Consider the following 22,622-nt stretch of genomic DNA (forward strand, 5'->3'; position numbering starts at 1 on the left):
CACGTGGCACACCCCCCATGACACGCCTGGAGCGTGGCACAGCTTGTTGGGCACGCTGCCCTCCCCCGGAGGCCAGACCGGTGCCGGGGAACACCAAGGGCGGCTGCCCTTTCGTTCCCGAACGACAATCAGGCCCCCCGTGTAATCCGCCAAACGCGGCACCCGACGCCCTGCGGAGCGTCGGCCGCGCTAGGCGGCTCGCCCGCGCCAGAGGCCAGATTCTCGCCCTCCCTCCCCATCCCGTTCCTCGCCGGAAAGGCAGAGCCGGTTGCTGTTGCGACCGGCTTTCAGCCTCAAAGGAAAGGAAGACATCATGGGACGGATCACCGACAATCGAGCCGACATCTATCAGGAAATCACCGATCAGATGATCGCGATGATCGAGGCCGGCACCCGGCCGTGGTCGAAATCGTGGAATGGCAGCACCGCACCGAATATCCCGCTCCGCTCGACCGGCGTTCCCTATCGGGGCATCAACGTCCTGACCCTTTGGGTTGCCGCCATGACCAAGGGCTATGCCTCTCCGCATTGGCTGACCTTCAAGCAAGCGCTTGCGCTTGGTGGATGCGTCCGCAAGGGCGAGAAGGGTTCGACCGTCGTCTATGCCAACAAGATCGAGGTTGACGCCGACAAGGGTGGAGAGAGCAGCGAGGACGGCAAGCGTCAGGTGGCGTTTCTTAAGCGCTATACCGTTTTCAATGCCGAGCAGATCGATGGCATCGAGGCGAAATATCCAACCCCCGCGCCGATCATCACCGCAACCAATCCCGATGAGCGGGATGCCGAGCTGGACGCGCTTTTCGCTCGCATCTCCGTCACCCTTAAACACTTCGGATCGCAGCCCTATTATCAGCCGAGCGGCGATCATGTGGTCATGCCCGAGTTTGCCGATTTCCACACCAGCGATGACTATTATTCGACCCTAGCGCACGAACTTTGCCACGCGACGGGACATGTTGACCGACTTGCCCGTCCCTCTCTCATTTCCACGAAGCGCGAGGACTACGCCCGAGAGGAATTGGTTGCCGAGCTAGGGGCGGCGTTCGTCAGCGCGACCATCGGCATCAAGCTTCACGACCGTGAAGACCACGCCGCCTATCTGGCGAGTTGGCTACAGGCCCTGCGCAACGACAAGCGGTGCATCTTCACCGCCGCCCGCCTAGCCCAGGACGCGTCCGACTGGCTCTTGAGCCGCATGGCCGTTGAGACGGCCCCTGAACTGGACGAGCCGGCATGAGCGCCCCCACGTCCCGGCCCCGACGAGGGCCGGGACGTGGCGGCGCGACTGGCCTATGATCCCAAAATCACGACCGTCGCCATCATTGACGGCGGTGAGCGCCACCTTTTCAATCAGCCGCTACTTTCGGGGTTGCCGACGTGCAAGCCAGGTGCGCATTTCGGCGATCTCGCGCCTTTGGGTTGCCACCACTGCGGCCGCGAGGCGGCGCACGGCGGGATCTCGGCCATACTTCAATTCGATTTCAGCCATCGCGATAGCGCCTTCATGATGGGGAATCATCGCGCGCATAAAATCGGCGTCGGCATCACCCGTGAAGGCTACGTCCATATCGCCATGCATCTTGGCATTTGCGGCCCGGTAGGCCCGCGTAGCGGGCGGCTCGTTTAGCGAGCCTGACACGGCACCAGTTGACCCATGCTGGGTATGCTGTGCCTTCGCGGAAAGGGGGTTAAGACGGCGGTCATTGCCAGCATCAGCGCGAACGGCCTGTTGCTTCCGATCATTACGATTCTTCTCCAGTGATAGTGATTTGGTTCATGGGGCGGGCGAAGGTGGCTCGCTTCAGCGTCCAGACTGCCGCCCCGCCGCCGCGTCGAGCTCGGCCACGGCTTGCGCCGCGGCCTCGCAGTCGCTGCCGGTCTCTTGGCCCCGCTCGCAGCGTGTGACGACCAGTCTCGCCTCTTCCGCGTGGAAGCGGAAATAGCCGGCGTCGCGTGGTTTAATCAGCCCGCATCCGGACAGAACGATTGTTGCGGCAACGGCGATGATCGCCTGCTGCTTGCTGTTCCCCATTATGTCGATCCTCTCCATATTCCGGCCCAACGCCACTTCCCTCCGTTGCGACGCCATGCGTGAAATCCGCTGCGGTGAAGCCTTCCAACCAATCTGATGAGGATGATCGCGCTGGCTGGTGAGATCAGGCTAAAGGCACGTGCAAAGCGTGTGATGCGGACAAGCATCGAAGCTGCCATGAGCCAAAGGCCGGCAGGAAACGCGGGCAGCAGGTCAGCCATCAATGGCCACCCCTTGATCGCCCGAAAGTCGCGACCCGCCAAAGATACCAGATGACGGCCAGCGCGAGCACGGCGTTGCTGACCGGTTCGATGACGCTCGCCACCTGGCTATAGCGTTCGCCCAGCTCATAGCCCGCCAGCACGAGGATAACGGTCCATATGGCCGAGCCGGTGAGCGTCGAGACCAAGAATGGACCAAGGGGCATCCCGCTGACCCCTGCGGGCACCGAAATCAGGGTCCGGACTCCCGGGACCATGCGCCCGAACAGAACCGCCCAACGACCGTAGCGGTCGAACCAGCGGTCGACATGATCGACCTCACCGGGCGTCAACGTCAGCCATCGGCCGTGGCGGGAAGCAAAGCGCTTCAATCGTTCGATGCCGATCCAGCGGCCGACATAGTACCACAGCACCGCCCCTGCAGCCGATCCGAGGGTGCCGGCGATTGCCACCACCCACAGCGAGCCGCGCCCCTGCGCAGCGGTGTAGCCGGCAAGTGGCAAAATCACTTCCGACGGAATTGGCGGAAAGACATTTTCGGCCAGCATCAGCAGGAAGACGCCAAAGCCGCCGAGTGACGCGAGGATCGATGTTATGATGTCGAACACAAACCAGCCTCGTCAGAAGATCCAATAGGAGATCGCGCAAATCACGAGCAGGAGGGCGACGACGGACCCAACGATCCGATTTTCCAGGCGCGGACATTCGACGTTCCTGATCCGCACGGCGACCTGCCAAGCGGGTCGAACCGGACACCGCCACGAACCTGCGGCAATCCGATCCAGCTCGGCATCCGACAACCCGAAGAACGATTTTGCTTCACCGCGCGATCGTCCCGCCAACCCCATCACCCGCAGCACCACGTCGCTCCATGCGACATCGATCGCGCTCGGCCGATCGACCATCGTGCCGCGCGCGTCGCCGCCCGCCCACGAAGGGGACAGCAGGCCGATGATCTGGTGGGGATTGCGCTCCAGCAGCGTCGCCCAGCGCAGCAAGCGATGTTGGCGGTCACGCGCCGCGATGGTCCTCGCCGGTGCCCAGCGCCGGGTAAGGGATCGCACAGGCCGCATCCATCGGCTCGCCCAAGGGCTCGTCATCGGCTCGCCGAGCTGCCGACGTCGCCATTGGTGGCGCGCTTGAGCGGACGAGAGCAGCGCAGGGTGAGGAAGGTGGTAGCGCTCAGGATGAAGGCGATGTCGTATAGGCCGTAGCCCACGGCCGCGCCGAGCGCGCCAGTCGCCCACAGACTGGCCGCCGTCGCTGTGCCTGACGCCTTGTCGCCCTTCTTCAGAATCGCGCCGCCCCCGATGAAGCCGACACCCGTAATCAGACCTTCGAGCAACCTGGCTTGCGCTGGAGACGTGCGGCCGAGGATCGCAATGCCCACCAGCACGAAGCCGCAACTGGCGATGGCAACCAACGGGAATGTACGGATGCCTGCGCTGCGGGCGTCGTTCTCGCGATCCCAGCCAACAGGAAGGGCGAGCGCGTAGGCGATGGCGAGACTGATGATATGGGTGGTTATCTCCCACCACGAGCTTTGAAACATGCCGGCCTGCCTGTTCTACGCGATTGCTCCAGATCGGAGGTAAAGGGGTAAGGTCGGGCCGAGAGTCCCACAGACGTTCAGGCCCAAGGCGGGGATCGCGAACATCGGCGATCCCTACCGGTGCAGACATGCGATGATGGCAGTCACGACGGCGGTGGTTTCCGCAACGTCGCGCACTCTCACCGTATCGAGGCCAATTTCAGCGGCGGGATAGTCATTCCCACCGGGGAAGATCGCATCGCCGATGAACAGCATCCCGTCGAGCGGGACGCCGCTTTCAGCACTCAAGCGCTTCAGGCCATAGCCCTTGTCCACCCCTGCCCTGGTCACGTCGATCGATGTCGTGCCACCTAGATTGATCGAGAGGTCCGGCAGCGTCGCGCGCAACGTGGCCTGCAACGCGGTCCTCTTCTTTCGGTCAGGATCCCACGCTTCCTTTTCCTTTAGCGGCGCTGCCTGCCCCAGCCCCGAAAAGGTAATCTGGCTGCCCCGGTCCTCAATCCGTTCGCCCCAGATACGTTCGTCGGCGAGGCCGGCATCGGTCAGGGCCTGATCGAAGGCCGCGCGGATCGTCGCCTTCTCTGCATCGTCGAACAGCTCGGCATAGACTGCGCGCCAAGCGCCATTGATGAACCGATAGAGTTTTGTGCCTGTGGTCGGCATCAACCAGAGACGGTCAAGCGCGGCGCCGGCAGGAAGACGCGAGGCGACCTGCTTTTCGAACTGCGGCCAGTCCCCGCCCGAGATCACCGCCACATCCGTGACGGCGAGCAATCGGGCGAGGGTTGCGGCCATATCTTCCGATAGCGGCCGCTTGCTCTCGGCAAGCGTGCCGTCGAGGTCGAAGGCGATCATCCACTTCATGCCGCCTTCCCCGCCGGATCGCGGTAGGCGAGCAGCCTGAGCGCATTGATGACAACAAGCAGCGTTGATCCTTCATGAACCGCCACCGCTGGCCCAATACCGAGGCCAAGGATGGTGGCAGGAACGAGGAAGGCGACGACACCCAGGCTGACGAAGACGTTCTGCCGGATAATTCCACGCGTATGCCGGCTTAGGCCCACCGCGAATGGCAAGTGCGCCAGATCGTCAGCCATCAGGGCGACGTCGGCTGTCTCCAGCGCAACGTCCGACCCCGCCGCGCCCATCGCGATGCCGACCGTGGCGCTTGCCATCGCCGGGGCATCGTTCACGCCGTCACCCACCATTGCGACCTTGTCTTCGCCGGCGAGTTTCTTGATCGCCGCAACCTTGTCTTCGGGCATGAGGTCGCCCCACGCCTCGTCGATCCCGACATCGTTGGCGATCGCTTCGGCGACTTTCTGGTGGTCGCCGGAGATCATAATCATCCGCGATACGCCCATCTCGTGCAGCCGGCGCAGCGCGGTTTTTGCCGCTTCGCGAGGCGTATCCATCAGGCCGATCGCGCCCAGGTCGCGATCCCCCTTGCGGACCACCATCGTCGTGCGCCCGTTCTCGCGCAGTTTCGCTATCGCGTCCTGCGCTCCCTGCCCCAGCGCCGGAATGCCCTCACTTCCGAACATCTCGGCCTTGCCGATCCACACCGTCTCGCCATCGACGCTTGCGGTGACGCCGCGACCGGTCAGGCTCTTGAGATCGCCGGCAGTGGGCAAGGCGCGCCCATCCAGACGTTCGCGACCGTCCTTGACGATCGCTTGGGCCAGCGGATGATCGCTCAGCGCCTCGACAGCCACGGCCAGCGCCAGCAGCTCGCCTTCATCGGCGCCATCGACCGGCACGACATCAGTGATGCGCGGCCGACCTTCGGTCAGCGTGCCCGTCTTGTCGAAGGCGATCGCCTTCAGCGACCCTAGATTTTCGAGCGGCGCACCGCCCTTCACCAGCACGCCGCCGCGCGCTGCGCGGGCGACGCCCGATAGCACCGCGCTCGGCGTGGCGATCGCAAGCGCGCAGGGGCTTGCCGCCACCAGCACCGCCATCGCGCGGTAGAAGCTGTCGCGGAACGGCTCGTCGACGACGACCCAAGCGAACAGGAGAAGCACCGACAGGATCAGGACGGCGGGCACGAAGATCCGCTCGAACCGGTCGGTGAAGCGCTGCGTCGGCGACTTTTGCGTCTCCGCTTCGCTCACCATCTTGACGACCTTGGCAAGCGCGCTTTCATTGGAACGGCGCGTCACCTCGATCTCGATCGCACCGCCGCCGTTGATCGTACCGGCAAAGACCCGGCTTTCCGCGTCCACCGCGTCGGGCTTGGCGCGTGCCGCCGCAGCGTCCGCGACCGGCACCTTGTCGACCGGAATGCTTTCACCCGTCACCGGGGCCTGATTGATCGCGCTTGCGCCCTTGATGATGAAGCCGTCGGCAGGCAGGCGCTCATTCGGGCGCACGATGGCGATATCGCCGACGACCATCTGTTCGACCGGGATTTCGCTGGTCTCCCCGTTGCGGCGCACGGTCGCGGTTTCCGGGGCGAGCTTCGCCAGTGCCTCGATCGCCTTCTTGGCGCGTCCCATCGCGTAATGCTCAAGCGCATGGCCAAGGCTGAACAGGAACAGCAGCAGCGCGCCTTCGGCCCATGCGCCCAGCGCAGCGGCGCCGGCGGCAGCAACCAACATCAGCGTGTCGATCTCGAACTTCTTCATCCGAAGGTTGTCGATCGCCTCGCGCAGCGTGAAGAACCCGCCGAAGAAATAGGCTGCGACATAGCAGGCCGTGGGCAGCCACTCCGGTGCGCCGGCAACCAGCCTTTCGATCGCATAGCCGATCCCCAGCAGCGCGCCGCAGGCAAGCGCGAAGATCAGCTCGGTATTGGGGCCGAGAAATTCGGCGTGGCTATGGTCGTGACCATCGCCGGGGCCGTGCTTCTCTTCGCCCGCGTCGTGGCCCCCGGGGCCGTGGTCGTGGCCGGCATGGTCATCGGCGGCGACCCGCTTGCCAACCCTCACCTTCAGCTTGCGAAGAGCAGCGCGCACTTCCTCTTCTGTGGTCTCTCGGCGATCATATTCGACCCGGACCGACCCGCTGGTGCTGGCGCTTGCCTGTACCACCCCGGGCAACGCGCATAGCGCATCGCTGACCGTGCGCGCCCGCCGTTCGTGACTGATCCCTGTCACCTGCCAGATCGCATGACCGTAGCGTTCAGTGATTTCGGCACCTGCGGCCCGCACCATTTCACGCAATCGCGGCAGCGGTAGCTTGGCGGCGTCGAAATGGATGCACAGGGCCGCCGGCGTGTCGCCATCGAGGCAGATCACATGCGCCCGCTCGACGCCTTCGCGCTTTGACAGGGTTGATACGAGACGGTCCAGGCAAGCGTCGGCCGCGTCAGGAAGGTCCGGCAACAATACTGGAATATCGAGTTCGAGCTTGTCGTTCATGACGACCTCCTTTCGCTTTTCTTGGTTTCGGCGCGCGCGTCGCGCAGGATTTCGACACCGCCCTTGATGGCGATGATGGCGGTAGCGAAGCCGACCAGAAGGTCCGGCCAGTTGGTGCCCAGCCACAGCACCAGCACGCCCGCGATCAGGATGCCGCCATTGGAAATGAAGTCATTGAAGCTGAAGGTGGTGGCGGCCCGTAGGTTAACGTCCGGATCCTTGAGCCGCTGGAGCAGCCGCAGGCAGAGGTAGTTTACGACGCCGGCGATCGCCGACATGACCATCATGGTCGGTCCGATCGGCTCGCTGCCCTGAAGGTAGCGCCGGCCAACGTCGATCAGGATACCGCCCGCGAAGATCAGCAGCATGACGCCCGAAGCGACCGCAGCGCGTGTCTTCCACGTCTGGCCCCGGGTTAGCGCCACAAGGCTCAGCGCATACACAGCCGTATCGGACAGATTGTCGACACCGTTGGCGATCAGGGCGCTCGAATCCGCGAAAAATCCTGAGACGAAGAAGCCCGCCGCGATTGCCGCGTTCAGCAGCAGGACGATCCAGAGGGTGCGACGCTCTTCGCCGCCATTGTTGTCGTTGCTCGGGATCATCCCATGATCTCCTCGAGCGTTAGCAGGGCAAGGAACCCTACGAAGAACATCGAGCTGATGAGCGGGGTGTCAGGCTTCTCGTGCGCCTCAACCAGCAGCTCTTCCGTGACGAGGTAGAGCAGCGCCATCAGCCCAAAGCTCAGGAAGCCAGCGACCATTACCGGCGAGAGCGTGGCGACAGGAACGGCAGCGAGCGCGCCGATCGGCAGCAGCAGCGCCAAGGCCGAGACGATCACGATGATGCGCAGGCGCGAGCGATAGGTTTCCGCCAGCTCGTTGGTCAGTGTCAGACCCAGGAAGAGCACTTCGAGTGTCAGCGCGATCGTCAGCAGAAATCCCGCCTTCTCGCCCGCGACGAACGCAAGGCCGAGCACCAGGCCATCGACCAGGATGTCGATGCCGATCGCGGCGAGCAGCGCCATCGGCCCCTTGAAGCGGGCCTCGAAAGCCTTGAGACCCAGCATCGTTACGACGCCCGCCGCCCCGCCGATCAACGTCGCGCTGGGCGAAGCCTCATGCTTGACCTGCGGCAGGATTTCAGTCGCTGCCGCCGCGAACACGACGCCGGCAGCAAGATGCTGTAGCCCCGCCACGAGGCCAGGATTTAACTTGGTGCGGCTCGCGATGATCGCGCCGAGCACGACCGCCAACACAGGCGCAAGCGTGTAGAGCAATGCCTGCATATCCTATGATTCCTCCGGTGTTCGATGACAGACGCGGATCTTCCCGCGCTGCGTGAAGGCGATCGACCCGCCCGCCACGACTGCCCGCGACTGGTCGCCGCGAAATTCTTCGCCGGTCCGTTGCGCGTGCAGGATCTCGGTTCTGCCCTTGGGCAGCCAGGTGACAGCCATCTTCAGGCCGTCGTCGATGAAGTCGACATCGGCGCGCGATCCATCGTCGCAATACATGATGCGCTGCGCGATCAATCGAGGCGTCAGATGCTTTTCATGCGCCGGCTCGGCCGGTTGGCTTGGAGCGGGGGTGCACGCCCCTACGACCATACCCGCGAACAGAACGGCGCCGATGCGCGCGGCTGTCAGGCCAGGCAGGTGCCGCAAGGCGCGCACCGCCCTCACCACAGCACGCCGTGATCGGGCGTCAGCGGCTCAGGGGCCGGTAGTCCCGCCGTCTGAAGAAGGTCGATCTCGATCGTGCGGCACATGGCCGTGAGCGGGACATCGTGGACGCTATTGGCGAACGGATCGGTCAGATCCTCGCCGATGCTCAGCACCGCGAGGAAGACGAGTCCGATCAGCGTCGATCCGATCGGCGTGGCAAGGCCCAGGGATTCGACCAGCGCGATCGGAAGCAGCACGCAGAACACGCGCGTGAAGAGGTTCGGGAAGAACCGAAAGCCATTGGGCAGCGGCGTGTTCTTGATCCGCTCCATGCCACCCTGCGCATTGGCGATGTCGATCAGGACGCGCTCTACAGTTGCCTGCTGGATCTCGGTGATCCGACCTTCCGCGAGCGCGTCGGCGTAATTGCCCGATATGTCCTCCAAGAGCGCGTTGGCAGGGTTCAGGCGAGCGACCGCCATATCGGCGACGTCCGTTCCGGCGATCCGGGCAATGTCTTCATAGGGCGACTGTCGGCGAAGCTGGCAGCGCATCGAGTGCGCGAAGGCGATCTGCCGCAGGATGATGTTGTGCCGCGTCTCACTGCCCTCGGGTTCCCCCTTGGTCAGGCTGCGTGTGATCCTGGCCAGGCTGCGCGACGCATTGATGAGCGCGCCCCAAAGGGTTCGCGCTTCCCACCAGCGCGCATAAGCTGCGTTGGTCCGAAACCCCATGAAGAGCGCGATGGCAGTGCCGAACAGCGCCGTCGGCAAAGGCGGTTCCTTGATCGGGGTCATCATGTGGAATGCCGTCACCGCCACGTCCCACACGAACAGGATCGTGAGAGGCTTCCAAACCTCGATAATGATCTGCCTAAAACGTGGCCTCGCGCCGACAATCATATCAATTACGCCCTAAATCTCTTAGCGATCGTCATCCGATCGGCATGTTCATGATGTCCCGATAAGCGGACAGCAGCTTGTTCCGGACTTGCAGGGTCGCCTCGAAAGTAATGGATGCGCGACTCTGGATGAGCGCGACGGTTGCAATGTCGGTGGTTTCGCCACGCTCATATGCTTCGGTGACGACATCCTCCTGCTCCTGGGTCTCGTTGACCTTCGCGACCACGGCATTGAGGGTATCGGCGAAGTTCGACGCCGGAGCGGTCGGCGTCACGCCGGGCGGTGCCGTCGGCTGCGCCTCGCGCAAGGCGCGGCTTCGCGCGATCACTTCGGCCCGAATGGCCATCACATTCGAGATCGACGTGTCAGACATCGTTTCTCTCCCGTTCCAGTGCGACGTGTCGGAAGACAGGACGGTTCATCGGGTGCCCTCCCGTTCGCAGATTCGGGTGCGGCCCTCGCCTTCCACGACGGTGAGCTGCGACCCCTTGAAGGTCGCGGTGGCTGTCTCGCCGACATATTGGAGGCCCTGCGCTGGCGCGGTCAGCGTCATGGGCACGGCGCTGCTGGAGCGCCGCAAATCGATCTGCAGGCCGTTGTCCTTGTAGTCGACGAACAGCGGTTCCCCGTCGGAACAGCGATAGGGATGGCGCCCCATTTCCCCGGTCGCCACGGCGCTGTCGGACGAATGGATTTGCTGCTCCGTTGGCGGGGCTGGCGGCTTGCTTTCCGTGCAAGCCGCCAGCCCGACAACGAGGATGAGGGCGGGCAGTACCCGCTTCAACGGCATCATCGCGCCTTCCTCCTGTAGCGGGAGGGGACGCGCTGACGATTGATCCCACGGGCAGGCTGACCCACCCGCCAGCGCAGATAGGTTGCAAGGCGATCGTCAGCCTCGATCATCAGGGACCGCAGACGACGCAACATCATCGCCGCGAACGGCAGAGACAGCGCCCCGCGCAGCGTGCAGCTATGTGTTAGCCTGGTGCCACCATCGTCCCCTGCCAGCTCGTACCGCTCTTCGAGCGTGAACAGATAAGGGATGCCGCACGACCAAGCGAAGGCGCGCGGCTTGTCGAACTGATCGACCCGGGCCGGCGTCCGAATTGGCCGGGTGATGCCCTGGATCGCGAAGGTACATTCCGTCTCGCCAAGCTGGCACGGGTTGTCGAGGAATACGAGCGGACTCCAAGCCCGACGATGATCCGGATCGGTGATCGCCGACCAGATGCGCAGTGGCCAGCCGTGAAGCATCGAGCTGGTTATGGTGCGAGGCATATCCCCATCTCCCAGAGATGAGCGGGGCGATCGCGGATCGCCCCGCTCACCCATCAGGCCAAGTTGTTCACGAAGGTCTGACCGTGGTCGTCCCCTTCATGCTCCTCATTGTAGTGCTCGGGCTTCTCGATCACTTTCTGCCCGAACCGGGCGTAGAGCGTCGGCAGCACGAACAGCGTCAGCAGCGTCGCCGAGATCAGGCCGCCGATGACGACGGTCGCCAATGGCTTCTGCACCTCCGCGCCCGCCCCCTCGCCAAGCGCCATCGGCACGAAGCCGAGGCTTGCGACGAGCGCGGTCATGACGACGGGCCGCAGGCGCTGCATTGCGCCGACATGGGCCGCCTCTTCGCGCGATAGCCCCGACCGGATCAGATCCTGGATCGAGCTGACCATCACGAGGCCGTTGAGGACCGCGATGCCCGACAGGGCGATGAAGCCCACCGCCGCCGAGATCGAAAAGTCCATGCCTCGCAAGAAGAGCAGCAGGACGCCGCCCACCAGCGCGAATGGCACGCCGGTGAAGACGATCGCAGCATCGCGGACCGATCCCAACGCCCCGTAGAGGAGCAGCAGGATCAAGATGAAGCAAGCCGGAATGACCAGCTTCAGCCGCTCGCTCGCCGATTGCAGGTTTTCGAACTGGCCGCCCCATTCGAGATAGGTGCCGGCAGGCAGCCGGAGTTGGCTGCCGATCGCCGCCTGCGCATCCGCCACGACGGATCCGACGTCGCGGCCACGCACGTTGGCTTGCACCACCACGCGCCGCTTGCCGTTCTCGCGGCTGATCTGGTTCGGACCATCGACCACCTTGATCTCGGCGACGCTGGACAGCGGTACATAGCCGCCGCCTGCCACCGGCACCTGCACCTGTTGGAGCAGGCCGATGTCGGCACGCTGCGCCTCCGACAGGCGGATCACCACGGGGAAGCGACGGTCGCCCTCGAAGATCTGGCCCGATGTTCGCCCGCCGATCGTCGCAGTCACGGTGTCCTGCACATCCTGAGCCGTAACGCCCAACCGCGCCATCGCGTCGCGGTTGACGCGAATGTCGAGCATGGGAAGACCGGTCGTCTGCTCCACCTTCACGTCCGCTGCGCCTTGCGTTCTGCGCAGCACCGCCGCGATTTGCTCGGCCGTCCGGTTCATCTGGTTGAAGTCGTCCCCGAACACCTTCACCGCGATGTCGCCGCGCACGCCGGCGATCAGCTCGTTGAAGCGCATCTGGATGGGCTGGGTGATCTCGTAGGCATTTCCCGGAATCTTCGCGAGATTACCCTCGATCCGGCTGACCAGCTCCTCCTTGGGAAGCTCAGGATCCGGCCAATCCTTGCGCGGCTTCAGGATGACGAACATGTCGGTCGCGTTCGGCGGCATCGGGTCGGCCGCCAGCTCGGCGGTGCCCGTCTTGGAATAGACGAATTGCACCTCCGGCTGCTTCGACATCATCCGCTCGATCGGCACCTGCATCGCCTGGCTCTGCTGGACCGACGTTGCCGGAATGCGGAGCGACTGGATCAGCAAATCGCCTTCGTCGAGCTGCGGCAGGAACACCGAGCCGAGCGTAGTGAAAGCAAGCGCCGCCACCACAAGGCTTCCCACACCCGCACCGATCGTCAGCGTCGGGCGCTTCATGGCCCGGTCGAGACCGGGTTCGTAGCGCTTCTTCAGCCACGTGATGATGCGGCCGTCCTTCTCCTCGACCTTCTTCGACAGCCAGATCGCAATCATCGCCGGCACGAAGGTGAGAGAGAGGATGAAGGCGAAGGCGAGCGCGATGATGACGGTCAGCGCCATCGGTCCGAACGTTTTACCCTCCACGCCGGTCAGCGTGAGCAGCGGTACGTAGACGAGGATGATGATTGCCTGCCCGTAAACCGAGGGGCGGATCATCTCGCGAGCGGCGGCTGCCACGGTCGCAAGCCGTTCCTTGACGGTCAGCAAGCGACCTTCATGATGCTGTTGTTCGGCAAGCCGCCTCAGCGCGTTTTCAACGATGATGACGGCGCCGTCGACGATCAGACCGAAGTCCAAAGCCCCAAGGCTCATCAGATTGGCCGAGACCCCAGCGCGCAGCATCCCGAAGCCTGTCAGCATCATGGTGATCGGGATGACCAACGCCGCGATCAGGGCCGCACGGAAGTTGCCGAGCAGCAGGAAGAGCACGACGATGACCAGCACCGCGCCTTCGGACAGGTTTTTCGCGACCGTCTTGATCGTCGAATTGACCAGCTCGGTGCGGTTCAGCACCGGCTGAATTACGACGTCAGGAGGCAGCGAAGCGTTGATCGTCTTCAGTTTCTCAGCGACCGCGGTCGACACGATGCGGCTGTTCTCGCCGATCCGCATGATCGCCGTGCCGACGACGACTTCGGTACCGTTCTCCGATGCCGAACCCATGCGGATCGCCTGACCCGTCTTCACAGTCGCGACTTGTTCGACCGTGATCGGCACGCCGTTACGTGTCGCGATCACGGTCCTGGCCAACTCGCTGGCATTGCGAACGAGCGCATCCGAGCGAACAGCCAGACCTTCGCCATTGCGATTGACGAAGCCACCGCCGACGCTGGTGTTGTTGCGCTCCAGCGCGTTGCCCAGGTCGGTCAAGGTGATGCCGAGTGAAGCCAGCTTCTGCACATCGGGCACGACGAGGAACTGCTTGGCGTAACCGCCAATCGAGTCGACGCCGGCGAGGCCCGGAGTGTTCTTGAGAAGCGGCGTGACGATCCAGTCCTGCGCGGTGCGCAGGTAGGTCGCCTTGTCCTCTTCGGTCGTCAGTCGCTCGCCCTCTGGCGTGATGTAGCTGCCATCGGGCTGTTGGCCCGGTTCACCGGGCTTGTGCTTGTCGTCCTCGCGATGATCGAGACGAACGGTGTACATGTACACCTCGCCCAGGCCTGTCGCGATCGGACCCATTTCAGGGTTCACGCCGTCGGGCAGATTCTCTTGCACGCCCCGCAGACGCTCGCCCACCTGCTGGCGGGCGAAATAGATGTCCGTCGCGTCCGAAAAGACCGCCGTGATCTGCGCGAAGCCGTTGCGGCTCAACGAGCGCGTATATTCTAGGCCGGGGGTGCCGGCGAGCGCGGTTTCGATTGGAAACGACACCTGCTTCTCGACCAGCTCGGGCGAGAGGGCAGGCGCGCGGACGTTGATCTGGACCTGATTGTTGGTGATGTCCGGCACCGCGTCGATCGGTAGCCGGTAGAGGGAAAAGGCGCCGATGGCGGCGACGATGACGGTGAGGAGCAGGACTAGCCAGCGCTTCTCGACCGCCCAGGTTACGATACGGGCGATCATGGCTTAATCCTCGTGGCTCGCTTCGCCCTTGCCGATCTCGGCCTTGAGCGTGAAACTTCCGGTGGTGGCGATCTGTTCGTTGCCGGTCAGGCCCGACCGGACGATCACCGTGTCGCCCGACGCATCGCCGAGCTGGACCGGGGTCGCCTTGAAGCCGGTGGGCGTGCGCACGAACACGACCGACTTGCCCTCGAAACTCTGGACCGCCGTCGTCGGCACGCGGACCGCCCCGCTGCCGCCGCTGCCCGTGAGCTGCACGGCTGCCGTCACAGGCTCGCCGACCCGCCATTCGCCACCGCGATTGTCGAGGGTGGCGAGCGCAGGCACGAGCCGCGTCTGCGGATCAAGCGCCGGCGACACGAAGGTCACGCGGGCGGTCGCCTGACGGCCTGCCGCCTTCACCAGCACCGTATTGCCGGGACGCACCCGGCCCGCATCCTCGGGCTTGAGATTAAGCGCGATCGACACCTGGCTCAGGTTGGCGATGCGATAGAGTTCGGCATCCGCCGCGACCGTTTGTCCCAGCGTCACGGGGCGCGCAATGATCTGGCCCGAGATCGGCGCGGCAATGCCGAGCCGGTTGAGCCCGCCGCCGCCGACACCCGCCGCCGAAACCATGCTCTGCGCCTGCGTCAGGGCGATCCGCGCCTCCGTCGCCGCTGTGCGGGCGGCGATCAGATCCTGTTCAGGGGAGACTCTCTGCGCGAACAGCCGCTGTTCGCGCGCGAGGTTCGAATTAGCGAGCTGAAGCCGCGCCCGCGCCGCCTCGACCTCGCCCTTGATCTGCGCCGCCTCGCGGCTTTCGATGACCGCAATGGTCTGGCCGCGTCCGACCGATTGGCCGAGGTTACGGGTGAGCGCGACCACGCGTCCCGCAATTGCGGCCGAGACGACCTGCGTTCCCTGTGGGTCGCCCTCGATGATCGCGGGCAGCTCGATCGTCCCGGCCCCGCCGATGATCGGCCGTCCGACCTGGACGCCCGCTGTGGCGATCTGGTCGGCACCCAATGTGACGACGCCTTCACCGGCATGACCGCCTTCAGCACCGCCCTTTTCCGTGCCCGCTGCCGTCTCATTGGCAGCTGCGCCTTCGGCAGTTGCCTCGTTTCCGCCATCCTTGCCGCCGCAGGCAGCCAAGAGCAGGGCGAGCGACGCCGCGCCCGCGAGATAAAAGCTCTTCATCACTGATTCCCCCCATTGGGCGCACGAGCGGTCAGTCGCTCCACTTGCGCGCGGGCATTCTGGTACTTGGCAAGCGCATCGATCGCGGCGACCCGCGTCTCGGCGAGTGTGCGTTCCGCATCGAGCAATTCGAGCTGGCCGAACTTGCCCTCGCGATAACCGATCCGCGCGATGCGGGCCGCCTCCTGTGCAGCCGCCAGCGCCGGCCCCGACGCCGCACGAGCCGTCGTTGCGGCATTGGCCGCCTGCGCCTGCGCGTCCGTGATCGCCTGTTCGATGTCGAGCGCGGTCACGCGACGTTGTGCATCCGCCTGCGTCCGCTGCGCGGTCGCCTGCGCGATCGCCGCGCGACCATTGTTGAACACCGGGATCGGGATCGACACGGTGAACACCGCCGCCATGTCATTGGTCGCTTCCAGTCGGCGGATCGCAGGCCCGACATTGAGGTCAGGGACGCGATTGGCGCGCGCAAGCCGCACGCCCGCTTCCGCGATCGAGAAATCCGCGTTCGCCGCCGCCAGCGCGAGCGTGCCGGTCGCCTCGACCGGTGCCACCGGCCCATAAATGTTCGCCCCCGGCAGGCGATCGAGCAGCGTGTCATCGAGCGCACCGTCAATCGGTCGACCGATCCGGCGCGCCAGATTGGCCCGCGCCGCCTCCGCCAAGCGAAGCTGCCGCTCCACATTGGCGTCGGCATTGATGCGCGCGACATCTGCGCGCTGTTGCTCGAGCGGGGAGGCCCGCCCCGCCTGCACGCGAACGCTCGCGGCCCGCAGCGCGTCGCTGGCGATCCGGGCCTGGTCGCGGGCTGTTGTAACCCGGCGATCGGCCGCGACCGCCTCGACATAAAGCTGCGTCACCTGAAGCCGGACATCTGCCGCGATGATCGCGGCCTGGATCTCGGCCCGGGACAATTGCGCATTGGCGACCGCGACGCGGGCGCCGCGCTTGCCGCCTAGCTCGATCGGGATCGCAAAGCCGACCGTGGATTCCGCGCTGCGGACCCCACGATACGGCCCCGAGCCGATGACATTCTCAACCTGGCCTTGGACAACCGGGTTGGGCCGCAGTCCGGCGACCGTGCGGCCCGCACGGGCCGCATCGACCGCGGCTGTCGCCGCTTCGGCAGCAGGGGCCGAACCGCCCGCTGCACTGACCGCTTGGTCAAGCGTGTAGACCGGCGCGTCCTGCGCAAAAGGCGCGGACGGTCCGACCTGCGCCTGCGCCATAGTGGCGCACGACGCTGCGGCCAGCATGGCCGAGAGGATACGATGCATGAAAATAGGACTCCTGACGATGATCGACAGGGGCGCGCCAACGCACGCCCAAATCGGACGTCAGGCTTGGGGGGGCCTCAAATGGACCATGCCGGTGCGGCCGTCGAGCGACGCAGAGGCGGAGATTGTCGGCTTGGGCACTGTGAGGACGGGGGTATATTCCATCGTCGTGCGCGCAGGCGCGCCGACGTCGTGTCCGTGACAATAATTGTGATGATGCGGGACATTCTTGTCCGAATCCGATGGCACTTGATCGATGTCGCCATCGGTATGGATTGTGAACTCGACGCCCGCGATGCTTCCCCCCGCCAGATCGGCGGCATGAGCCATGCCGGAGAAGCTGGTGAGGACCAGCATCAGGCATGTCAGGAGAGGCAAAAAGGCTCGCACGAACCCGCCCTTACCACGGAGAGGTTTCCATGTCATTGCAATAACTCGCGAGCCGGTGCCTTCGCGGCACGCCATGCCGGCCAGGCTTCCCCAAGCACGCGCCATGCCGAGCGCAGGAAGATCACGGCGATCAACCCGCCGACGATGATGTCCGGCCAAGCCGAGCCGGTCAGGCCGACCAATCCGGCAGCCGCGAGAACCCCGACGTTTGACGCGACATCATTGCGCGAGCACTCGAACGTGCTCGACATGTTCACATTCTCACGACGGAAGCGCCAGAGCAGCGCGAGGCAGATTAGGTTCGCAACCAGCGCGGCGCTGCCAACCCCGAGCATCAAGCCCGATGCCGGAGGAACGCCGTTCGCAATCTTGTCAGCGATCTCGAAAATGACCGCGACGCCGAAAGCCAGGATGATGCCACCCTTCGCCAGTGCTGCCCCCGCCCCCCAGCGCGCACCCCGATGCAATGCATAGAGACTGAGCGCATAGACCACCGCGTCGCCGAACATGTCGACCGAATCCGCCATCAAGGCAGAGGAACGCGCGACGACGCCGCCGCCAAACTCGACCACGAACATCGCGAGATTGATGAGCATCACGATGATGAGCACGCGGCGCTGCTCGGCCTTGCGACCAAGTTCCGCGATCGTGTCGCGTTTTGATGAGCAACATGCGTCTGCCATTATCGAAGCTCGATTCGTGGATCAGACGCCCTATATGAACCCTCATCCTACTAGAGGGTCAAGAGGTTCGGCGATGAAAATCGGTGAGATCGCAAAGCGCACTGGGTTGAAGATAGAGACGGTCCGTTTCTACGAGGCAGAAGGGCTGGTTCCCGCTCCCATCCGTAGCGGTGGCAACTATCGACTCTATGATCGCTCGCACCTTGATCGCCTGTCGTTCATCAAACGCTCGCGTGATCTGGGTTTCACCCTGGATCAGGTTCGTGCGCTCCTGCGGCTTTCAGATGATCCGCGCGGTTCCTGTGCCGAGGCCGACCAGATAGCTGCGGTCCACATCGCGGAAATCGATCGCAAGCTGGCCGACCTTACAGCGCTGAGGTCGGAAATCGCGCAGTGGGGTGACACCTGCAACGCCAGCATCGTTGCCGAATGCAAGGTTATCGACGCCCTGTCGCATTGAACCAAACCAAGTCGGGCGCGACCCTGCCGGGCACGGCTCTATCGGCGCCCTGGCGTACGCCGACCGAGCCACCGTGCCGGCGTCTCGGCCCAAAGGGTAACGATCCTCGCGTGAGGTGTGCCACATGGCACACCTGTCGCCGCTGCCCGATGGGCGCGACTTCACTCGCCTAGCGCCGCGGCCCTCCCCCGGAGGCCCGCCAGCGCGGGGAACAACAAGGGCTGCTGCCCTTTCGTTCCCGAAGGAAAATAGACGCCCCCGTGTTGTCCGCCAAGCGCGGCACCCGACGCCCAGATGGGCGTCGGCCGCGCTAGGGCGGCCTGCCCGCGCCAAGGCCATCGATTTTCCTCCTCCCTCCCCATCCCGCTCCTCGCCGGAGAGGCAGACCCGGTTGCTGCGGCAACCGGCTTTCAGCCGCAGGAAGAAGGAGAAAGGACAATGGCTTACACCCGATACAAGGGCGATCCCTACTGGAAACGGGCCAAGGTGGGCGGGACCAGTGCAGACGGCACCCCCTACGCCAAAGGCGACCGCGTGTTCTTCTATCCACGATCCGGCGCGACCTATGCAGGCGACGCCGCGTCCCGCGCATCAGCCGAGTTCGACGAGCTGGCAAGCCTCGAAGGCTGACCCTTTCCCCCCAATCGACACCACAGATCACAGGAGTTTCATCATGGGTATCACCACCATCAAGCTGTCGCAGCTTCGCCTTTCCCCGCTCAATCAGCGGCGCGTGAAGCCTTCCGCCGTGGAAGCGATGGCCGACGACATTGCCGCGCACGGCCTGTTGCAGAACCTTGTCGCCTACGAGGACGAGGGCCTGTTCTATGTGTTCGCCGGAGGGCGGCGCTATCGGGGCCTCAAGGAACTGGCGAAGCGCAAGCGGATCAAGAACAGCGACACCTTCCCCGTCGAGGTCCGCACCAAGGAAGAGGCCATCGAACTGTCGCTCGCGGAGAACTTCCAGCGCGAGGACATGCACCCCGCCGACAGCATCCGCGCCTTTGCGGCACTGCGCGACACTGGCATGGACGCCGAGGAAATCGCAGCCCGGTTCGGTCAGGCAGTCAGCTTCGTCTACAAGATGCTTCGCCTTTCCGCGCTCGCACCCACGCTGATCGACCTGATCGCCAAGGACCAGTTGTCGCTTGAGGCGGCGCGCGCGCTCACCCTCACCGAGGATCACGACCAGCAGATCAAGGTCTGCAAGGCGGCGAATGGTCACGCCCACACCATCCGGCGGATGCTCACCACGGAGAAGGTGGACACCACCAGCGGTGCGTTTCTTTTCGTCGGACGCGATGCCTATGAGGCGAAGGGCGGGACGATCACGGTGGACCTGTTCAGCCAAGGAGCGGAGGGCTTTGCCGACCAGCCCGAGCTTGTGCAGGAACTGGCCGAAGAAAAGCTGGACGGCATTGCGGATGAATATCGAGCGATCGGTTGGCACGAGGTCCGCGCCACGCTGGAACGGCCCTATGATCTCTACATGAAGGGCAGCATCTATCCGGCCACCCGCGAGCCGACCGAGGACGAGGTGGCGCGGCTTGCCGCCATCGATGCCGAAATCGAGGCGATTGCCGAGGCCGAGGGCGAAGATAGCGACGGCATCGAGCCGCTGTCCGACGAGCGCGACACCATCACCGAAGGAATGCGGGCGTTCAATGCGGAGCAGGTCGCAGTCGGGGGCGTGGCGCTATGGGTTTCGCATGACGGTTCGCTCGGCAAGAGCTTCTATCGCGCCAAGGCCGAGGCGAAGCCCAAAGCGAGCAGCGGTGAACCCCAACCCCTCTATAGCAACAGCCTGTTCGCGGACCTGACCCGCATCAAGACGCAGATCGTGCAGGAAGCCGTCGCGGCCGACCCGGCGCTGGCGCTCGACATCATGCTGGACAGCCTTGCAGGCCAGTTGCTCCACGGCGCGCACAGCTACCAAATGGCCCTTGAGGTTCAGGCCAAGACGGTCGCGACCGATGTGGCCGACGAGCTTATGGCAACGAGCGACGTTCGCCCCGTCGAGGAAGTGATGGCGACCCGCTTCGCATCGATCCCCACCGAAGGCCGGTTCGACGCAATCCGCGCCATGACCAGCGACGACAAGATGGCATTGCTGGCGGGCCTTGTCGCCATGACCGTTGACGGCACTGTGTTCGCGGGTGGCTCCCCCGGCAGTCGGCATCACCATTTCGAGCAGATCGCGCGCGCGACCGGCGTGGACATCGCAGCCCGTTGGACCGCCCCCATCGCACTGTTCGACAAGATGCGACGAGCCGCGATGATCGACCTGTTGCGCGAGGAATGCGGTGCTTCCAGCGCCGAGAATTGCGCGACCATCAAGAAGAAGGGTGATCTTGCCGTCAATGTGTCGGGACGGCTTCCGGGAGGGTGGCTACCTGCCCCCATGAAGATTGGCGCGTTCGATCAGCCCGAGGCCGACCCGGAGGATTTCGACACCGACATGGACGGTGACGGGATCGAGGACGACGACATGGAGCGCGGCGAATTTGCCGACGATGAAATGGCCTGATCTGATCGGGGGGCCGGTGATAATCGGCCCCCTTCCCTCTGTCTCAGCAGCGCCCTCGCCGCCAGCGCGACAGCCATGCCCCGCATGGCTGTCGCGCCCGCTGCCCTTGCAGGCCAGCGCGCGCCGCCCGCCCACAAGGGACGGGCGGCGCGATTGCGGCTAAGTTATAGCCTCAGTCGTAGTGTGGGCCATCCACGTGCGTGCCGCTGAAATCCACGCCGCGCCGCGTCGCCACGAGGTCGAAGCGCTTGAAGAAGGCGAGGGCTTCTCCTGGCGTAACGCGCACCTCGACGGCGCGCACCGCTGCCGGAGCAGGCTCAAATTCAGCAGATCGAAGGAGGTATGCCACCAGCGACACGTCAGTCACAGGGGTGCCCCGGTTCTCTCCGGAAGCGATCCTGAATCCTACGACACGCTCGTCACTTTCGGCCTTCCCCAAGGACACCAGATAATCGGCAAGCGCCACGTTGTCGGAAATGTCCGCCGCAACAGTCCCCTTGAAATCGTTATATTGGACGCCAGCGTTGAAGGTATCCATTCCATTTCCCCGTTCTGCTATTTCGCGCGAGCCGATCTCGCTGCGCTCCTACCTAATGCTGCGCGCCGTCATTCGTCGCTTGAAACAGCCACGAGCATATAAGTCCGCGTTTAGCGCTGCCGGGAGCCGCAAAAGCAAAGGGCGGAAGACCGCTCTCCCGCCCCCTACTGGTGACGCTGGCGCAACTGCGCCGATGGTGCGGGGCCGGCCACACCAGCAGACCAGCCAACGATCAGTGCCCAGACGGTTTCGAAAGAAACAGAACAGAGCTTCATCACGTTAGTCACTGGGTTCAGGTTGGTGTTCTTGACCTTGTGCGCCTTGCGAGCGCGAGATTTTGAACGTGTAATCATAGGCAATCCCTCCATGAAGATGACGCTCGCATAGCGAAGCGCCAGGGCCAAAAAGAGGACACCGATAATCAGCCAGCCTGCGGGAATTGAACCCCCCAGCACCCCGAAGCCACGAAGGCCAGCTCCTAAGTAGGTTCGTGGGTTCGCATGTTCAATGTTCGCATAGGTGTGCCACGTGGCACACCCTCGTTCGCCATGATCGAGCGCGCTTCGAACCACGCGAACAGGTCCGCCACAGCGCGCCGGCGATAGGCATTGAGCCATCGACGACGCCGATGCTCGTCAGCATCGTGGATCATGTGGCACCGCTGGCAGAGCGCAGCCAGGTTGCGCGGGGCGTTGTCGGTCGGATCATGGTTGAGGTGGGCGCAGGCGATATAGACCCGCGTGATACGGACGATCGCCACGAGGTCTATCGCCCCGACCCTGATCCGCCTTCCGCGCCCGTCTCGCCATTGCCGACGATCCATGTCCCACCACCGTCCGTCGCCCAAGTGGAATACGCGCTGACCATGCGGGCGATGGCAATGCTCGCACCGCCCATTGGCGCGGCCGAAGCGAATGGCTCTCGACAGCTCGGGCCAGTCGATCGGGTAAAGCCAGCGATGTTCGGCCATGATCGGCATGACAATTCTATGAGTCAGCGGGAACGAGAACGAAAGCAGAAAATCACCTGATCGACCGCCCTGGTGGGCGGGCGTTGTTTGGTAGGGCTGTCCGTCAGTCTCCTCCCATCGTGAGGGACGCGGCCCGCCGCCTCAAGGATCAGCGGTCCCCCCAATTCACTGCGTAAATCGGCTCCCCCGCTGTCCGGCAAGCCGGCCGCTTCGCGGTCCTGTGACCCGGCGTTCCGCGCACCTCCCGCTGTCGTCGCCAATCACGGCAACACGGAGGTTTTCC

The 22,622-nt window shown here is 64.3% G+C and carries 26 protein-coding genes; 4 read left to right on the forward strand and 22 right to left on the reverse strand.

All coding sequences use genetic code 11. From position 1 onward, the window contains the following. Positions 1-313 precede the first annotated feature (313 nt). Complete coding sequence (locus ACNFJ7_RS17720) at positions 314-1,237, forward strand: ArdC family protein (protein ID WP_019368205.1); 924 nt, start codon at positions 314-316, stop codon at positions 1,235-1,237. Between the two features lie 120 nt (positions 1,238-1,357). Here the strand turns inward: ACNFJ7_RS17720 and ACNFJ7_RS17725 are convergent, their stop codons facing one another. From ACNFJ7_RS17725 to ACNFJ7_RS17815, 19 genes are all read right to left on the reverse strand, one after another. Continuing rightward, on the reverse strand, positions 1,358-1,579 hold the full coding sequence (locus ACNFJ7_RS17725; protein WP_236704400.1) for a DUF305 domain-containing protein: 222 nt from the start codon (positions 1,577-1,579) through the stop codon (positions 1,358-1,360). A 222-nt stretch (positions 1,580-1,801) separates the two neighbouring features. Further along, complete coding sequence (locus tag ACNFJ7_RS17730; RefSeq protein ID WP_231471584.1) at positions 1,802-2,032, reverse strand: hypothetical protein; 231 nt, start codon at positions 2,030-2,032, stop codon at positions 1,802-1,804. A 220-nt stretch (positions 2,033-2,252) separates the two neighbouring features. After that, positions 2,253-2,861, reverse strand: coding sequence for a DedA family protein (locus tag ACNFJ7_RS17735; RefSeq protein WP_019368201.1), 609 nt, complete (start codon positions 2,859-2,861; stop codon positions 2,253-2,255). A gap of 12 nt (positions 2,862-2,873) precedes the next feature. Next, positions 2,874-3,251: a hypothetical protein gene (locus tag ACNFJ7_RS17740; RefSeq protein ID WP_019368200.1), complete on the reverse strand. Its 378-nt coding sequence runs from the start codon at positions 3,249-3,251 to the stop codon at positions 2,874-2,876. Positions 3,252-3,349: 98 nt separating this feature from the next. After that, on the reverse strand, positions 3,350-3,805 hold the full coding sequence (locus ACNFJ7_RS17745; protein WP_019368199.1) for an MgtC/SapB family protein: 456 nt from the start codon (positions 3,803-3,805) through the stop codon (positions 3,350-3,352). Positions 3,806-3,919: 114 nt separating this feature from the next. Further along, positions 3,920-4,669, reverse strand: coding sequence for an HAD-IIB family hydrolase (locus ACNFJ7_RS17750; RefSeq protein WP_019368198.1), 750 nt, complete (start codon positions 4,667-4,669; stop codon positions 3,920-3,922). After that, the gene (locus tag ACNFJ7_RS17755) at positions 4,666-7,167 is read right to left on the reverse strand and encodes a heavy metal translocating P-type ATPase (protein WP_019368197.1); all 2,502 of its coding nucleotides are present in this window, start codon (positions 7,165-7,167) and stop codon (positions 4,666-4,668) included. Before ACNFJ7_RS17755 ends, ACNFJ7_RS17750 begins: the two co-directional genes overlap by 4 nt. Next, positions 7,164-7,772 carry a cation transporter gene (locus ACNFJ7_RS17760; protein ID WP_019368196.1) on the reverse strand — a complete coding sequence of 203 codons (609 nt, stop codon included), beginning with the start codon at positions 7,770-7,772 and terminating at the stop codon, positions 7,164-7,166. The genes ACNFJ7_RS17755 and ACNFJ7_RS17760 overlap by 4 nt, the downstream gene beginning before the upstream one ends. After that, positions 7,769-8,455 (reverse strand): ZIP family metal transporter, encoded by a 687-nt coding sequence (locus ACNFJ7_RS17765; protein WP_018251225.1) that lies wholly within the window; start codon positions 8,453-8,455, stop codon positions 7,769-7,771. The genes ACNFJ7_RS17760 and ACNFJ7_RS17765 overlap by 4 nt, the downstream gene beginning before the upstream one ends. Before the next feature lie 3 nt (positions 8,456-8,458). Then, complete coding sequence (locus tag ACNFJ7_RS17770) at positions 8,459-8,842, reverse strand: hypothetical protein (RefSeq protein WP_026008892.1); 384 nt, start codon at positions 8,840-8,842, stop codon at positions 8,459-8,461. A gap of 5 nt (positions 8,843-8,847) precedes the next feature. Beyond that, a complete protein-coding gene (locus tag ACNFJ7_RS17775; protein WP_019368194.1) occupies positions 8,848-9,735 on the reverse strand; it encodes a bestrophin family protein in 888 nt (295 codons plus the stop codon). Between the two features lie 31 nt (positions 9,736-9,766). After that, positions 9,767-10,108: a flagellar hook-basal body complex protein FliE gene (gene fliE / locus ACNFJ7_RS17780; protein ID WP_019368193.1), complete on the reverse strand. Its 342-nt coding sequence runs from the start codon at positions 10,106-10,108 to the stop codon at positions 9,767-9,769. Positions 10,109-10,153: 45 nt separating this feature from the next. Then, positions 10,154-10,528 carry a hypothetical protein gene (locus ACNFJ7_RS17785; protein WP_019368192.1) on the reverse strand — a complete coding sequence of 125 codons (375 nt, stop codon included), beginning with the start codon at positions 10,526-10,528 and terminating at the stop codon, positions 10,154-10,156. Then, complete coding sequence (locus tag ACNFJ7_RS17790; RefSeq protein ID WP_019368191.1) at positions 10,525-11,013, reverse strand: SRPBCC family protein; 489 nt, start codon at positions 11,011-11,013, stop codon at positions 10,525-10,527. The genes ACNFJ7_RS17785 and ACNFJ7_RS17790 overlap by 4 nt, the downstream gene beginning before the upstream one ends. Before the next feature lie 53 nt (positions 11,014-11,066). Then, positions 11,067-14,312 (reverse strand): efflux RND transporter permease subunit, encoded by a 3,246-nt coding sequence (locus tag ACNFJ7_RS17795; RefSeq protein WP_058805469.1) that lies wholly within the window; start codon positions 14,310-14,312, stop codon positions 11,067-11,069. Between the two features lie 3 nt (positions 14,313-14,315). Beyond that, positions 14,316-15,494 (reverse strand): efflux RND transporter periplasmic adaptor subunit, encoded by a 1,179-nt coding sequence (locus ACNFJ7_RS17800; RefSeq protein ID WP_004212877.1) that lies wholly within the window; start codon positions 15,492-15,494, stop codon positions 14,316-14,318. Next, a complete protein-coding gene (locus ACNFJ7_RS17805) occupies positions 15,494-16,771 on the reverse strand; it encodes a TolC family protein (RefSeq protein ID WP_026008904.1) in 1,278 nt (425 codons plus the stop codon). Before ACNFJ7_RS17805 ends, ACNFJ7_RS17800 begins: the two co-directional genes overlap by 1 nt. 60 nt (positions 16,772-16,831) lie before the next feature. Beyond that, a complete protein-coding gene (locus ACNFJ7_RS17810) occupies positions 16,832-17,128 on the reverse strand; it encodes a hypothetical protein (protein ID WP_019368268.1) in 297 nt (98 codons plus the stop codon). A 65-nt stretch (positions 17,129-17,193) separates the two neighbouring features. Further along, positions 17,194-17,844 (reverse strand): cation transporter, encoded by a 651-nt coding sequence (locus tag ACNFJ7_RS17815; protein ID WP_019368267.1) that lies wholly within the window; start codon positions 17,842-17,844, stop codon positions 17,194-17,196. 73 nt (positions 17,845-17,917) lie between these two features. Here ACNFJ7_RS17815 and ACNFJ7_RS17820 point away from each other — a divergent pair, with 73 nt between their 5' ends. From ACNFJ7_RS17820 to ACNFJ7_RS17830, 3 genes are all read left to right on the forward strand, one after another. Further along, positions 17,918-18,304 (forward strand): MerR family transcriptional regulator, encoded by a 387-nt coding sequence (locus ACNFJ7_RS17820; protein ID WP_019368266.1) that lies wholly within the window; start codon positions 17,918-17,920, stop codon positions 18,302-18,304. Positions 18,305-18,742: 438 nt separating this feature from the next. After that, positions 18,743-18,934: a hypothetical protein gene (locus ACNFJ7_RS17825; RefSeq protein ID WP_019368265.1), complete on the forward strand. Its 192-nt coding sequence runs from the start codon at positions 18,743-18,745 to the stop codon at positions 18,932-18,934. Positions 18,935-18,977: 43 nt separating this feature from the next. After that, complete coding sequence (locus tag ACNFJ7_RS17830) at positions 18,978-20,831, forward strand: ParB/RepB/Spo0J family partition protein (RefSeq protein ID WP_019368264.1); 1,854 nt, start codon at positions 18,978-18,980, stop codon at positions 20,829-20,831. Between the two features lie 172 nt (positions 20,832-21,003). On the opposite strand, the gene ACNFJ7_RS17835 is transcribed toward ACNFJ7_RS17830, so the two are convergent. From ACNFJ7_RS17835 to ACNFJ7_RS17845, 3 genes are all read right to left on the reverse strand, one after another. Beyond that, entirely contained in the window at positions 21,004-21,369 is a 366-nt protein-coding gene (locus ACNFJ7_RS17835; RefSeq protein WP_017503420.1) for a hypothetical protein, read from the reverse strand. A 164-nt stretch (positions 21,370-21,533) separates the two neighbouring features. Then, positions 21,534-21,941: a hypothetical protein gene (locus ACNFJ7_RS17840; protein ID WP_164542719.1), complete on the reverse strand. Its 408-nt coding sequence runs from the start codon at positions 21,939-21,941 to the stop codon at positions 21,534-21,536. Further along, positions 21,848-22,348, reverse strand: a complete 501-nt coding sequence (locus ACNFJ7_RS17845; RefSeq protein WP_019368263.1) for a hypothetical protein — start codon at positions 22,346-22,348, stop codon at positions 21,848-21,850. The genes ACNFJ7_RS17840 and ACNFJ7_RS17845 overlap by 94 nt, the downstream gene beginning before the upstream one ends. Positions 22,349-22,622 lie beyond the last annotated feature (274 nt).

Source organism: Sphingomonas sp. HT-1, assembly GCF_048568905.1.
GTDB lineage: Bacteria > Pseudomonadota > Alphaproteobacteria > Sphingomonadales > Sphingomonadaceae > Sphingomonas.

Excerpts from the sequence above, each read along its gene's own strand:
- ACNFJ7_RS17720 (WP_019368205.1), top strand. The coding sequence starts at position 314 with ATGGGACGGATCACCGACAATCGAGCCGACATCTATCAGGAAATCACC.
- ACNFJ7_RS17725 (WP_236704400.1), bottom strand. The coding sequence starts at position 1,579 with ATGCATGGCGATATGGACGTAGCCTTCACGGGTGATGCCGACGCCGAT.
- ACNFJ7_RS17730 (WP_231471584.1), bottom strand. The coding sequence starts at position 2,032 with ATGGGGAACAGCAAGCAGCAGGCGATCATCGCCGTTGCCGCAACAATC.
- ACNFJ7_RS17745 (WP_019368199.1), bottom strand. The coding sequence starts at position 3,805 with ATGTTTCAAAGCTCGTGGTGGGAGATAACCACCCATATCATCAGTCTC.
- ACNFJ7_RS17750 (WP_019368198.1), bottom strand. The coding sequence starts at position 4,669 with ATGAAGTGGATGATCGCCTTCGACCTCGACGGCACGCTTGCCGAGAGC.
- ACNFJ7_RS17755 (WP_019368197.1), bottom strand. The coding sequence starts at position 7,167 with ATGAACGACAAGCTCGAACTCGATATTCCAGTATTGTTGCCGGACCTT.
- ACNFJ7_RS17760 (WP_019368196.1), bottom strand. The coding sequence starts at position 7,772 with ATGATCCCGAGCAACGACAACAATGGCGGCGAAGAGCGTCGCACCCTC.
- ACNFJ7_RS17765 (WP_018251225.1), bottom strand. The coding sequence starts at position 8,455 with ATGCAGGCATTGCTCTACACGCTTGCGCCTGTGTTGGCGGTCGTGCTC.
- ACNFJ7_RS17775 (WP_019368194.1), bottom strand. The coding sequence starts at position 9,735 with ATGATTGTCGGCGCGAGGCCACGTTTTAGGCAGATCATTATCGAGGTT.
- fliE (WP_019368193.1), bottom strand. The coding sequence starts at position 10,108 with ATGTCTGACACGTCGATCTCGAATGTGATGGCCATTCGGGCCGAAGTG.
- ACNFJ7_RS17785 (WP_019368192.1), bottom strand. The coding sequence starts at position 10,528 with ATGATGCCGTTGAAGCGGGTACTGCCCGCCCTCATCCTCGTTGTCGGG.
- ACNFJ7_RS17790 (WP_019368191.1), bottom strand. The coding sequence starts at position 11,013 with ATGCCTCGCACCATAACCAGCTCGATGCTTCACGGCTGGCCACTGCGC.
- ACNFJ7_RS17795 (WP_058805469.1), bottom strand. The coding sequence starts at position 14,312 with ATGATCGCCCGTATCGTAACCTGGGCGGTCGAGAAGCGCTGGCTAGTC.
- ACNFJ7_RS17800 (WP_004212877.1), bottom strand. The coding sequence starts at position 15,494 with ATGAAGAGCTTTTATCTCGCGGGCGCGGCGTCGCTCGCCCTGCTCTTG.
- ACNFJ7_RS17805 (WP_026008904.1), bottom strand. The coding sequence starts at position 16,771 with ATGCATCGTATCCTCTCGGCCATGCTGGCCGCAGCGTCGTGCGCCACT.
- ACNFJ7_RS17810 (WP_019368268.1), bottom strand. The coding sequence starts at position 17,128 with ATGCTGGTCCTCACCAGCTTCTCCGGCATGGCTCATGCCGCCGATCTG.
- ACNFJ7_RS17815 (WP_019368267.1), bottom strand. The coding sequence starts at position 17,844 with ATGGCAGACGCATGTTGCTCATCAAAACGCGACACGATCGCGGAACTT.
- ACNFJ7_RS17820 (WP_019368266.1), top strand. The coding sequence starts at position 17,918 with ATGAAAATCGGTGAGATCGCAAAGCGCACTGGGTTGAAGATAGAGACG.
- ACNFJ7_RS17825 (WP_019368265.1), top strand. The coding sequence starts at position 18,743 with ATGGCTTACACCCGATACAAGGGCGATCCCTACTGGAAACGGGCCAAG.
- ACNFJ7_RS17830 (WP_019368264.1), top strand. The coding sequence starts at position 18,978 with ATGGGTATCACCACCATCAAGCTGTCGCAGCTTCGCCTTTCCCCGCTC.
- ACNFJ7_RS17835 (WP_017503420.1), bottom strand. The coding sequence starts at position 21,369 with ATGGATACCTTCAACGCTGGCGTCCAATATAACGATTTCAAGGGGACT.
- ACNFJ7_RS17845 (WP_019368263.1), bottom strand. The coding sequence starts at position 22,348 with ATGCCGATCATGGCCGAACATCGCTGGCTTTACCCGATCGACTGGCCC.